The 11,867-nt window shown below is 70.3% G+C and carries 14 protein-coding genes; 10 read left to right on the top strand and 4 right to left on the bottom strand.

What is annotated here, in order from left to right; genetic code table 11:
• The first annotated feature begins 79 nt into the window (after positions 1-79).
• The 6 genes from Pflav_RS33550 (at position 80) to Pflav_RS33525 (ending at position 5,831) form a co-directional block, all read left to right on the top strand.
• Positions 80-1,267 carry an LCP family protein gene (locus tag Pflav_RS33550; RefSeq protein ID WP_232072201.1) on the top strand — a complete coding sequence of 396 codons (1,188 nt, stop codon included), beginning with the start codon at positions 80-82 and terminating at the stop codon, positions 1,265-1,267.
• Positions 1,268-1,616: 349 nt separating this feature from the next.
• A complete protein-coding gene (locus Pflav_RS33545) occupies positions 1,617-2,519 on the top strand; it encodes an LCP family protein (protein ID WP_462933168.1) in 903 nt (300 codons plus the stop codon).
• Between the two features lie 14 nt (positions 2,520-2,533).
• Entirely contained in the window at positions 2,534-2,869 is a 336-nt protein-coding gene (locus Pflav_RS33540; protein ID WP_173040767.1) for a rhodanese-like domain-containing protein, read from the top strand.
• Between the two features lie 86 nt (positions 2,870-2,955).
• Positions 2,956-4,416 (top strand): ATP-binding protein, encoded by a 1,461-nt coding sequence (locus Pflav_RS33535; protein WP_173040766.1) that lies wholly within the window; start codon positions 2,956-2,958, stop codon positions 4,414-4,416.
• Positions 4,417-4,434: 18 nt separating this feature from the next.
• Positions 4,435-4,899 carry an ATP-binding protein gene (locus Pflav_RS33530; RefSeq protein WP_173040765.1) on the top strand — a complete coding sequence of 155 codons (465 nt, stop codon included), beginning with the start codon at positions 4,435-4,437 and terminating at the stop codon, positions 4,897-4,899.
• Between the two features lie 53 nt (positions 4,900-4,952).
• Complete coding sequence (locus Pflav_RS33525; RefSeq protein WP_173040764.1) at positions 4,953-5,831, top strand: DUF5926 family protein; 879 nt, start codon at positions 4,953-4,955, stop codon at positions 5,829-5,831.
• Between the two features lie 23 nt (positions 5,832-5,854).
• On the opposite strand, the gene Pflav_RS33520 is transcribed toward Pflav_RS33525, so the two are convergent.
• Complete coding sequence (locus tag Pflav_RS33520) at positions 5,855-7,057, bottom strand: arginine deiminase (protein ID WP_173042784.1); 1,203 nt, start codon at positions 7,055-7,057, stop codon at positions 5,855-5,857.
• A 250-nt stretch (positions 7,058-7,307) separates the two neighbouring features.
• Between Pflav_RS33520 and Pflav_RS33515 the strand changes: the two genes are divergently transcribed.
• The 4 genes from Pflav_RS33515 (at position 7,308) to pheA (ending at position 10,155) form a co-directional block, all read left to right on the top strand.
• Positions 7,308-7,964: a hypothetical protein gene (locus tag Pflav_RS33515; RefSeq protein WP_415624356.1), complete on the top strand. Its 657-nt coding sequence runs from the start codon at positions 7,308-7,310 to the stop codon at positions 7,962-7,964.
• Between the two features lie 109 nt (positions 7,965-8,073).
• Positions 8,074-8,532, top strand: a complete 459-nt coding sequence (locus tag Pflav_RS33510; protein ID WP_173040763.1) for a PAS domain-containing protein — start codon at positions 8,074-8,076, stop codon at positions 8,530-8,532.
• Between the two features lie 98 nt (positions 8,533-8,630).
• A complete protein-coding gene (locus Pflav_RS33505) occupies positions 8,631-9,194 on the top strand; it encodes a hypothetical protein (protein WP_232072200.1) in 564 nt (187 codons plus the stop codon).
• A 10-nt stretch (positions 9,195-9,204) separates the two neighbouring features.
• A complete protein-coding gene (gene pheA, locus Pflav_RS33500; RefSeq protein ID WP_173040762.1) occupies positions 9,205-10,155 on the top strand; it encodes a prephenate dehydratase in 951 nt (316 codons plus the stop codon).
• 74 nt (positions 10,156-10,229) lie between these two features.
• Here the strand turns inward: pheA and Pflav_RS33495 are convergent, their stop codons facing one another.
• From Pflav_RS33495 to Pflav_RS33485, 3 genes are all read right to left on the bottom strand, one after another.
• Complete coding sequence (locus tag Pflav_RS33495; RefSeq protein ID WP_173040761.1) at positions 10,230-10,952, bottom strand: AIM24 family protein; 723 nt, start codon at positions 10,950-10,952, stop codon at positions 10,230-10,232.
• A 44-nt stretch (positions 10,953-10,996) separates the two neighbouring features.
• The gene (locus Pflav_RS33490) at positions 10,997-11,359 is read right to left on the bottom strand and encodes a metallopeptidase family protein (RefSeq protein WP_173040760.1); all 363 of its coding nucleotides are present in this window, start codon (positions 11,357-11,359) and stop codon (positions 10,997-10,999) included.
• Between the two features lie 66 nt (positions 11,360-11,425).
• Positions 11,426-11,854 carry an OsmC family protein gene (locus tag Pflav_RS33485; RefSeq protein WP_173040759.1) on the bottom strand — a complete coding sequence of 143 codons (429 nt, stop codon included), beginning with the start codon at positions 11,852-11,854 and terminating at the stop codon, positions 11,426-11,428.
• Positions 11,855-11,867: the final 13 nt, after the last annotated feature.

The raw sequence follows: 11,867 nt of genomic DNA, 5'->3' as shown, positions 1-11,867 counted from the left end.
GCCATCTGCTGTTAACCTTCAATCTCTCCAGTGGCTGTATCTTGCCGGCTGGACCTGACCCCCAGCGATCGGACCCAGAATGCAGGTGGAGCGCGGGCAGCGGCGCCCCGGGATGGACGTCACCACTCCGCGCAAGCGCCGGCGGGATCCGCTCTGGGCGCGCCTGGCGGTCATCTTCGGCGCGGTCCTCATGATGGGTAGCGGCACCGCGATCGTCAGCGCCCGCGTCATCATCGGCAACGCCACGTCCAACATCGAGACCACCAACCTGCTCGGCGGTGCCGCGGCCGCGGCCGGCCAGCCCGGTGGCAACGACATCAAGGGCGCGGTCAATATGCTGCTGGTCGGCATCGACGCCCGGCCCAAGGGCAGCTCCGAGACGGCCGTCCTGGCCGACACGATCGTCGTGCTGCACATCCCCGCCTCGCACGACCAGGCCTACCTGGTCTCGATCCCCCGCGACTGGCGGGTGGAGATCCCGGCGTATTCGAAGACCGGCTTCAACGGCGGTACCGACAAGATCAACGCCGCCTTCTCGTACGGCTACCAGGGTCCCGGCACCGAGCTGGAGAAGCGGGCTCGCGGCGTCGACTCGCTCGCCCAGACCGTGCACACGATCACCGGGATCAAGTTCAACGGCGCGGCGATCATCGACTTCGCCGGCTTCGAGAAGGTGGTCAGGACGCTGGGCGGCGTCAACATGTGCGTCGACGAGCGCGCCGAGTCGATCCACCTGGGCATCGACAAGAAGACCGGCAAGATCTACAAGCTCTGGTACAAGGAGGGCGTCGGCATCCAGGACCTGCCGCCGGGCGCCAAGCCGGTCGTGCACGAGAAGGGGTGCCGCCGGATGTCCGCCGAGCTCGCCCTCGACTACGCCCGCATCCGTAAGGGCCTTTCCGACGGCGACTACGGCCGCCAGCGCCACCAGCAGCAGCTCATCAAGGCCATCGCCAAGGAGGCGACGAGCAAGGGCGTGATCACCAACCCGCTCAAGCTCAACGACGTCATCAAGGCGGCGGGCAAGGCGTTCGTGCTCGACACCCAGGGCATCCCGGTCGAAGACTTCGTCTTCACCCTGCGCGGCGTAGCCGCCAACGACCTGGTGCTCGTCAAGACCAACGCCGGCAAGTTCAATACGGTCAAGGTCGGCGGCGTCGACTACCAGCAGCTCACCGACGAGTCTCTGCAGATGCTGGCGGCCGTCCGCGACGGCCGACTCGCCGAGTTCGTGCTCAACAACCCGCAGTTCACCGCGAAGACCTAGAAGATCAATTTCAAGATCGAGATATGAGCTACCGCGATGTCCGCGGTGGTCCAGACCGTCGCTCCCGCGGCCTCACCCTGCGCGGTTCACGACCAAACCTCGGCTGGCGGTGAGGCCGCCGCCGCGGCCGACCCGGGCTCCAAACCCGGGCGCGCGATGTGCGGGCGTTCGCTGAAATCGGCACTCTCTCCGTAAATCGGACCTAGCCTGGGCTTAGCGGCCACCGCCGGGTCTGGGAGGGACGACGTCGACGATCGAGCGGGAACCAGGGGCGCCGGGGCCACCCGGTCGGCCGCCGGCTCCCGGCTGGGCGAAGCTCGCCATCGGTATCGGCCTCGCGCTCATGCTGATGTCCGTGGCGGGCAGCGTGGGGCTGCGCGTGCTCGTATCGCGATACGAGCGCTCGGTCGCCCAGGAGCGGCTGCTCGACGACGCCGCCCGCCAGCGCGCTACGGCCACGGATGGGCCGCTCAACTACCTCCTGGTCGGCACTGACCTGCGGGCGAACGACCCGGAGGACGGGGAGCGGGCGGACACCATCGTGATCGCACACATCCCCGCCGGGCACGACAAGGCGTATCTGATCTCGATCCCGCGCGACCTGCGCGTGGAGATCCCGGGCCGCGGCACCGACAAGATCAATGCGGCGTTCGCGTACGGGCGGACGCAACTGCTCTCCGCCACCCTGACCGGGCTCACCGGCGTCAGCTTCGACGGCGCCGCCATCGTCGACTTCTCCGGCTTCCAGCGGGTGGTGGACCTGCTCGGCGGCGTGACGATGTGCGTCGACACGCCGACCCGCTCGATCCACACCGGCCATGTCTTCGACCTCGGCTGCCACCAGATGAGCGGCGCGCTGGCGCTGGACTACGCCCGCCAGCGGTACGACCTGCCGGGCGGCGACTTCGACCGGCAGCGGCACCAGCAGCAGCTGCTCAAGGCCATCGTGGTGAAGGTTGGCGAGAACGGCATGGTCACCAACCCGATCAAGCTGGACCAGCTGATCCGGACTGTCGGGTCGTCGCTGACCGTGGACACCAACGGGGTACCGCTCCAGGATCTGATCTTCGCGATGCACGGCATGCGCGCCGACGACCTCGTGGGCCTCCAGGTCCCGGCCCACCTGGAGACGGTCGGCGGCACGTCGTACGCGCTGCTGGACGACCCCGCCCCGGACCTCTTCGCGGCCCTGAAGCGGGCGGAGGTACCCCAATGGGCCAACGCCAACCCCAAGTGGATCAACAAACTGTAGTTAGAGTGGGGCCTGTGTTCGGACCTCACATTCCCACGGTGACCACGGCGGAGATCCCCGCCACCGCCTACCTGCTCGACGTGCGCGAGCGTGACGAGTGGGAGGCCGGCCACGCACCCGGCGCCCACCACGTGCCCATGATGGACATCCCCGCCCGCCTGTCCGAGCTGCCCACCGACGGCGACATCGTCGTCGTCTGCCGCTCCGGCGGGCGTTCCGGCCAGGTGGTGGCCTACCTGCTCGGCAACGGCTGGGAAAATGTGAGCAACTTGGACGGCGGCATGCAGGACTGGGCCGCCACCGGCCGTGAGCTGGTCAGCGAGGGCGGACAGCCGGCCCGCGTGCTGTAGATCTCCAGAAACCGGGACGGACACCGTGTGGGATAGAGAAAGCGCGGTGATAGCGAAACGGGAGTCCCACAGGGCAGACTCGGGGCATGCCACCGAGCCCTGACTACGCCGCTCTGATCGTCGGCCAGGCTGCCGTCGTCGAGATGGCCAGGTCAGGCGTGTCCGGCCTGCCTGTGGTGGGCGACCTACTCGGCCTCGGCCAGCGGGCGCTGCACGCCGACGGGATGACCTTCGTGGAGTATGGGCCGTCCGGCGGCCGGGTCATCGCCGCGAGCGGGGCCACCGACTGGACGCTGGGGCGCCCTGTCAATCCGGGCTCCCCGGCAAACGCGCGACTGCTGGCCGGCGCGCAGTCGAGCGAGCTGACGGCCACCGCGTTCGAGGCCGGCTTCGCGCTCCAGCTGCGCGCCCGGGGCCTGCACCGCGCGATGCACGCGCGCGCGGAGATCAGTGGCGCGACGATCGGCAGCCTGTATGCGTATTTCGCCGATGCCGCGGGCGGCGCGACCGCCGAGCACCACTCCCTGATGACCTACCTGGCCAGCTGCATCGCCCACCTCTACGGCGACCAGGCCGGCCTACCCGTGCACGGCAGCGGGCCGGTGGTCGCGGCGCTCGCCGACGGTCTCGCGGTGGTCGACCGCGACCTGCGCATCCGCCTGTGGAATCCGACCGCCGAGCAGGTCACCGGCTTCCCGGCGGAAAAGATGCTCGGCGAGCGGCTGCCGTTCCCGCTGCCGACCCCCGGCCAGGTGCTCGATCACCGGCTCGACGACGGCCGCTGGCTGAAGGTCACGGCGGGCGAGCTCCCGGGGACGTATGGGTCACGGGTGGTCACCTTCCGTGACACCACTGACCAATACCGGCGCGACCACGACCGCGATCTCTTCGTCGCGGTGACCAGCCACGAGCTTCGTACGCCGGTGACCGTCATCAAGGGATACGCGGATACGCTCAGTAATCACTGGGATTCGCTCTCGGAGCTTGACCGGCTGGAGGCCGCCCGCGTGATCGGGCTGCGGGCCGGCGAGCTGGCCCGCCTCGTCGACCGCCTGCTCTCCGCGGCCAACGACGGCGGTCAGGTGGGCGGCGCCCCACCCACGCCGTTCGACCTCGTGGATGCCCTGCGCACGGCGGCCGTCGCCCTCCCTGCGGACTCGCGCCGGCGGCTCACCCTCGACCTTCCCGACGACCTCCCGAAGGCGTATGGCGACCGGGCGAGCATGACCACCGTCCTCACCGAGCTGGCGACCAACGCGGAGAAGTACTCGAATCCCGGCACCTTTGTGGAGGTGACCGCCGAGGCGGAGGAGCGCACGGTGGTTTTCCGGGTTAGCGATCGCGGCATCGGGGTACGACCGGAGCACGTCGAGCGGGCGTTCGATCGGTTCTGGCAGGGCGAGCAGGGAGACCGGAGGAGGTATCCGGGGACCGGTTTGGGCCTCTATCTCGTTAGAAGGATTGTCGAGCGACAAAACGGGTGGGTGTCCCTCCGTCCCCGCGAAGGGGGCGGTACCGTCGCAGAGGTGCGACTCCCGCGCGGATAGGTGAGGGCAGGAGGCACGATGGTGGTCTCGATGGCACTGGCCGAGCGAGCCTGGTGTGTAGTCATCCCGCACCATCCCCGCGGGGCGCGGATCGCCCGCCAACGCCTCACCACCGAGCTTCGTAACGCGGTCCACCCCACCCTCCTCGCAGACGCCGTCGCCGTGCTGGCCGAGTTGGTCGGCAATGCCGTGCGCCACGCCACCCCGCTGCCCGGCGGCGTGGTCCGAGTGGCCTGGCGGCTGCGGCCGGCGGGCTCCGACCAGGAGGTCGACCGCGACACGGTCGAGGTGCGGGTCACCGACGGCGGCGCGACGGAGCAGCCGCGGATCCGAGCGATCGCGGCGGACGCCATCGACGGGCGCGGGCTCAGCATCGTCGCCGCCCTCTCCGACCGGTGGGGCGTCGACCGCGACGGTCTCGGGCAGAGCGTCTGGGCCGAGCTGTCCGGCAGCCTCGACCACGATCGGCGGGAAAGTCCGTGACCGCCCGCGCCTTTGCCCCCGCGCCGCGCGCATAGAGCCTAGGCTGGACCGCCGTGAGTAAGCGTCGAAAGAACTCCGCCGAGGCGGCGCCGAAGCGCCAGAAGCTGCGCGACATCTTCGTACCCCGTCCGTTCGAGGGCTTGGCCGACGAGGCCGAGTGGATCGCGCTGCGTGAGCTTGTCCCGGCCGCGTCAGCGCCCCTGCGGCTGACCCCCGAGCTGGTGACGAAGTACGGCGAGCGGTCCGTCACCCTGGCCACGGTGCTGCCGATGGCGTGGCCGGCGATGACCAAGCCGGACGGCCGGGTCTTCGTCGGGCTCCAGCGCCACGTGCAGTCCGGCGACATCTCCCGCGATCTCGCCGTCGCCCTGCTCTCCGCGCTGGAGACCGAGCCGGGCGGCACCGTCGCCGTGCCCGCCCTGCCCGGCGAGGGGCCCCGTCTCCAGGACATCCTGGTCGACGGCGCGCTCGACGTGACCATGCACGACACGTTCGAGTTCTGGCTGGACGCCGACGCCGCCGACGACCCCAACGTCAAGGCGTCGCTGGAGCGGGCCAACGCCTCGATCTACCCGACCGTGCGTTTGGCGGCGGCGAAGGCGGCGTACTGGTGCCGGGTCCCCGAGAAGGGGCACGTGCGCTGGGTGCTGCCCGACGACGAGGACGCCGCGCTCAACGCCCTCGCCCGGCTCGCCGGGGCGGGCGACCTGCTGCTGGGGGAAAACACGAAGTTCGCCGGCATGTTCCGCGCGCACGGGCGGCTGGTCCCGGTGTGGGACATCCCCCGCGACCCGGAGGCGGCGGAGTGGGAAGCGCCCTTGGCCGACTTCGCCAAGCGGTACAGCGACGTGCTCGCCGACGACAGCCCGCTCGACGCGACCGCTCGACGCGCCAAGCAGGGCTTGCTGGGCCGCCAGCTGACCCTGCGCTGAGCCGCTGGCTAAGCCCCGTGCGGCTAGGGCCTCAGCGGTTCGCGGACGATCGGGCAGGACATGCACCGCGGGCCGCCGCGACCGGAGCCCAGCTCGGACCCGGGGATCGGGATCACCTCGATGCCCGCGCGTTCGAGCTGGGCGTTTGTACCCACGTTGCGCTCGTAGGCCACGCACAGGCGCGGCTGGATGGCCAACGTGTTGTTGCCGTCGTCCCACTGCTCCCGCTCGGCGGTCACGGGGTCGAGCCCGGTGTCGATGACCCGGAGCGCGTCGAGGTCCATCGCGTCGGCCGCCGCTGCCAGGAACGGTGCCGGCCCGTCCACCTGTAGCTCGCCGTCGTCGCCGGCCACCACCGTGTACGCGGTGAGGGCGCCGGCCACGTTCGGGTACATCAGCACGGCGTCGACGTCGACCATGGTCACGATCGTGTCGAGGTGCATGGTGGCCCGCTCCTGGGCGATCGGCACGACAAGGATCGTGTGCGCCAACCCGTCGGCGAAGATCTGCCGGGCCAGCCGCTCGGCACCGGCCGGGGTGGTGCGCTCCCCCACGCCGACCGCCACGACCCCCGGCGCGAGGAGCAGGACGTCGCCACCCTCGATGGGTTCGAGGGCCGGCTCGTACAGGAGTTGGGTACCGGCGAAGCGCGGATGGTGCCGGTAGATCGTGTGCAGCAGCGTGGTCTCCCGCCGCCGGGCCGGCATGGCGAGGCTGGTCACCGCGGCCCGGTCCTGTACCCACGCCGACGAGTCGCGGGTGAAGAGCAGGTTGGGCAGCGGGTCGATGATGAACTCGTGCGTGTCCATGAGGGTGTAGACCAGCCCTCCGGTGCGGCCGCGCAGCTCCTCGTGGGCGAGCCCGGCGATGAGCACACCGGACAGTCCCGCCGGGTCCAGGTAGCTCAGGTGGTCGGCCACCCGCCGGCGCAGGGTGTCGCCCAGCCGCGCGTCGGCGAGTACCAAGCCGGTCAGCTCGGCCCGCGCCTCGTCGATCGCGAGCGTCTCGGCAAGCAGCGTGCTCAGGTAGAGGACCTCGACTCCCCGATCGCGCAGGGCGCCCGCGAAGGCGTCGTGTTCTTCCTGCGCCCGGCCCACCCAGGGGATCGCGTCGAAGAGCAGCGAGTCGTTGTTTCGCGGGGTCAGCCGGGCCAGCTCAGGCCCCGGACGGTGGAGGAGCACTGTGACGAGTCTTCCAACCTCACTGTCCACGTAATGGGCCACAATGGTCAGCGTAGTCAGTCAGGTAGCACCATCTGACAAAAGAGGCGGGTCGTGAATGCGGCATTCATCCCCACTCATCTCCCGGTCACTCCTTCTTGAGTACCCGCTCAACCACGTACGGTAGTGAAACCACAACTAGAGAGACCTTTTGCCGGAGGTCCGCGATGACCGTCTTCCCCGCGCGTCGTGCTGTCCCCCGCAGCGGGCGCTACCCCCCGCTGGCCAGGGCCCGACGAGCGACGACCAGTCAGCGATGCTCGAAGCGGTTCGACCAACCGCCCTTGAGTGGGCCCGCAGGCGGCGCGCCGAGCGCGACGCGCGGCGTGTGGAGGCCGCGGGTGCCCGCGCTCTCACCCGCCTCGACCACCTCGGCCCCGCATGGCACGTCGTCGACTGGCCGCGGAATGACGCGCCCGTCGTCCTCGACGTCGAGGGACGGGCGCGCGACGAGCGCGCCGGCTTCCTGGCGATCGGCCCGAGCGGCATCTTCGCCGTCACCGTCGCCGACCACGGTCGCGCCCGCGTGATGATCGCCGGAGACGTGGTGCAGATCAACGGCAAGCGCCCGGCCTACTTCGCCGAGGCGCGGCGCGACGCCAAGCGTGCGAGCAAGGCCCTCACAGCCGCGGTCGGCATGACCGTGCCGGTCACCCCCGTGCTGACCTTCGTGGGTTCGGGCCAGATCAGTGTGTACGGGCTGCCCAAGGACTGCCTCGTGGCGACCCACCGGGAGCTCGACCGCCTGCTCGTGGCCGGTGGGCAGAAGATCACACCCGCCACGGCGGAAAAGCTTTCCCGGGTCGCTCGTCACCCGTCCACCTGGCTAAACGCTCCGTACCGGTCGGCGGCCAACTACCGGTGGTACGAGGAGGGCCGAACGGCCGCTGACAAGAAGGGCTCCCGCCGGTAGCGTCCCAGCCAGCCGTACCGGACAAACCCGCCGGAAGGATCGGGTCGGCGTTGAGTGCCGAGACCGGTTAGCGTAGCGGTGGGCCGGCGGAGCGTATTGGAGGCGCGGAGTGGCGCACGTCGAACTCTCCATTTCGGAAGCGTTCGTGCCGGAAGCCCGCGCGACAATACAGCCGGAGCAGCTTGGCAGCCTTGAGCTCTGGGCGCCCACCGTCGCCGCGGCCGCCGAGCCGTGCATGCTGATCGACCCCGAGATGGCGATCGTCGCGATCTCCGAGTCGGCCTGCCAGCTGCTCGGCCTGGGCAGCCCGGTCGACGTCGTGGGGGAGAGCCTGTTCGAGGGCGTGCTCCACCTTGTCGACTTCACCCAGGCGCGCATCGAGCTGCCCGACACCGAGATCGAAAAGATCCCGCCGATGCTCGCCATCTCGTCCGGTCGGCTGGCGCGGGGCCTCCTGCGGGTCCAGGCAGCGCGCGAGGACGAGGCGGCCACCGTCGATGCGATCGCCACTCCGTTGCACGACGGCGGCGAGGTGTCGGGGTCGCTGACGTTCTTCTGCGCAGTGTGAGACACACCCGCGATCGCCATTTAACGGCCGTATCCCCCTACTATGGACCGTGGCCGCTCCGGCCGTCCAACGACGCCCGTTGATGTTCGAGGAGCCGCGTGCCTGCCCATGCCCGCGCCGCGCGTAGCGGTGCCGCCGTGATCACCGCCGCCGTGCGTGCCGGTGCCGCCGCGTTCGCGGTCGCCGCCCTGGCCTCGGGTTGTGGCCTCCCACCCGAGCTGCGTGACCCGCCTGGCAGCGTGGTCCCTTCGCCGAAGACGGCGCCGCCCACCGACTCCCCTCCGCCGGTCGCCTCCGACCTGCCGCCGACTGGCGGGCCGAGCGCGACGCCGACGTTCGGCGAGACCACCGCGGTGCTGTGCCATGGCCAGCCGAGCGCCACACAGGTGATGGCGCTGCTCCGAAACACCTCGGGCATGCTGCCCCGGGGCGAGACGGCCGAGGTCCGTTCGGACACCCCGCTCTGTGCCGGCAGCTGGCAGTACAGCGTGATCGTCGTCCCCGACCGCGACCCGCTCCTGGTGGTGACCCGGGGCGCGCCCGGCTCGCTGACGCTCGTCACTGCGGGCACCAACGTTTGCAACATCCCGGTACGCACCAGTGCCCCGGTCGGCATCCGCACCGTGGCCTGCGAGGCAGGACCCGCCCCCGGCACTGTCTAGGCTGAGGGGCATGCCCGGCGTGCCACCCACCCACTTCATGTTCCTCGGTCCCGAGGCCACGTTCACCGAGCAGGCGCTGCTCACGCTGCCCGCGGCCGTGCGCGGTATCCGTACGGCGGCGCGCAGCGTCCCAGAGGCGCTCGACGCGATCCGGGCCGGCGAGGCAGACGCGGCGCTCGTGCCGCTGGAAAACTCCGTCGGCGGCGCGGTGGGCGTCACGCTCGACGAGCTGATCGACGGGGCGCCGCTCGTGATCACCCGTGAGGTCGTGATCCCGGTCGAGTTCGTGCTCGGCGCGCGCGAGCCGGTGGCGTTCGACCGGATCCGCACGGTCGCCGCCCACCCGCAGGCCTCCGCCCAGTGCCGGGGCTGGCTGCGCACGCACCTGCCCGATGCCACCGTGGTCGACGTCCTGTCCAACTCGGCCGCCGCCATCGCCGCCGCCGAGGGTGAGTACGACGCGTCGATCTGCGCGCCCATCGGCGCCGATCGCTACCGGCTGGCCGTGCTCGCGGAGAAGATCTCCGACCACCCGGACGCGGTCACCCGCTTCGTGCTGGTGTCCCGGCCATCGGCACTGTCCGCACCGACCGGCGACGACGTGACGTCGCTGGCCGTCTTCATCTCGCACGACCGGGTGGGCGCGCTGCTCGCCGTGCTCATGGAGCTCGCCGTGCGGGGGATCAACCTCACCCGCATCGAGTCCCGGCCCACGGGCGAGCGGCTCGGGCGGTATGCGTTCTTCCTCGACTGCACCGGGCACGTCTCGGACGACCGGCTCGGCGAGGCGCTGCAGGGGCTGCACCGGGTCTGCGCCGACGTCCGCTTCCTCGGCTCGTACCCACGACACCGCGCCGTCGAGGACGACCGGCCGGTCCCCGCGCCAGCCGGTCTCTCCGATGTGGACTATGCCGATGCGGCGGCATGGCTGGCACGCATCCGCGCGGGCGAGCTGAGCTAGCCGGCCGCTTTATTCGGCCAGCGGGCCGCCGCTCCGCTGGCCGGGCCGCTTCGGGCTAGCGGGCCGCCTTCGGGCTAGCCGCCGAGCAGGCCGCCCAGGCCGCCGCTGCTCTGCTGCTGGCCACTGCCCTGCACCGGCGGCTCCTCGGACGGCTGCACGACGACGAAGCCCTGGCCGGCGAAGCTCATCGTGAACGCCTCACCCGTCCGCCGCCCCAACAGCGTGCCAAGGCCCATCTGCTCGGCCCGGTGGTAGCCGGTCTGGAGGTTGGCCGACCAGCACACAGCGGCCTGCGGGTCGACGAACGTGGGCTGGTCGACGTTGAGCACGACCGGGGTGCCCTTTGTGGTCACCGCGATCCGCCCCTGGCCGGTGAAGACGCAGTTGAACAGGCCGGCGGCGGAGAGCATGCCCATGCCCTGCACCATCCGGATGTCGTACTGGAGCGTCGAGTCGAAGGCCAGCACGCTGGAGCCGTTGATAGACAGGGCGTCGCCGGGCTCCAGGTCGATGAGGTGCACGTCCGACGCGAGGTCGGCGAGGAAGACGTCGCCGCGACCGGTCATCTTCATCAGCGGGACACCCTCACCGGTCAGCTTCTGCTTGAGAAACTTGCCGATGCCGCCGGAGCCGAGCGCCTGGAACTGGACCTGGCCCTGGTAGGCGACCATGGCGCCGACGCGAGCCATGCACTCGCCATTGAGCTCTATCTTCAACATCTTGGAGTTCTGCAGCCGCATACCGGGCTGCGCCGACTCCTTCTCGAGGTTCTCCGCCGAGAACAACGCGCTACGCATGTCTCGGAGGGTAAGCCGCGCGGGCAATAGTGGATCTCGGCCGTTCAGCCCCAACCCAGCTCGTGCAGCCGTTCGTCATCGATACCGAAGTGGTGGGCGATCTCGTGCACCACCGTGACCGCGACCTCTTCGACCACATCGTCCTCTGTGTCGCAGATGCGCAGCGTCGGGTTGCGGTAGATGGTGATCCGGTCGGGCAGCACACCGCCGTAGTCCCAGCCGCGGCGGGTGAGCGCGTACCCCTCGTACACCCCGAGCAGCTCCCGCTCGCCCGGCGGCGGGTCGTCCTCGACCAGGATCACTACGTTGCTCATCAGGCCGAGCAGCTCTTCGGGCACCTCGTCGAGGGCCTCGCTGACTAGCTCCTCGAACCGCTGCCGGCTCATCTCGACGGGCACGTGACCCATTCTGCCCGAACGGCAGAGAGAACCGACGGCGCCGGAGAGCCGGCGCCGTCGGGGAAGACGGAGGGATCAGGCCAGCTGGGCGTTGAGCGTGATCTCGGCGCCGGGCGAGAGCACCCGGGAGATGGGGCAGTTTGCCTTGGCGCCTTCGGCGATCTTCAGGAACTCGGCCTCGTCGATGCCCGGCACCTGGCCGACCGTCTCGAGGTCGATGCGGGTGACGGTGAACCCGGCGTCGGTCTTGTCCAGGTGGACCTTAGCCGTGGTCTCGACCGAGTCCGGCGTGAAACCGGCGTCGGCGAGGCCCTTCGAGAAGGCCATCGAGAAGCAGCCGGCATGGGCGGCGCCGAGGAGCTCCTCGGGGTTGGTCCCCTCGCCCTCTTCGAAGCGGGACTTGAATGAATAGTTCCCCTCGTATCCGCCCTTACCAGTGCGGATGGTGCCGGAACCCTCGGTGAGATTGCCCTGCCAGCGGGCAGCTGCGGTGCGGATAGGCATGAGCCCGACGCTA

This window comes from Phytohabitans flavus, assembly GCF_011764545.1.
Taxonomy (GTDB): domain Bacteria; phylum Actinomycetota; class Actinomycetes; order Mycobacteriales; family Micromonosporaceae; genus Phytohabitans; species Phytohabitans flavus.
Note: the sequence above shows the minus strand (reverse complement) of the source record. Positions and strands in the feature narration are given on the sequence as shown.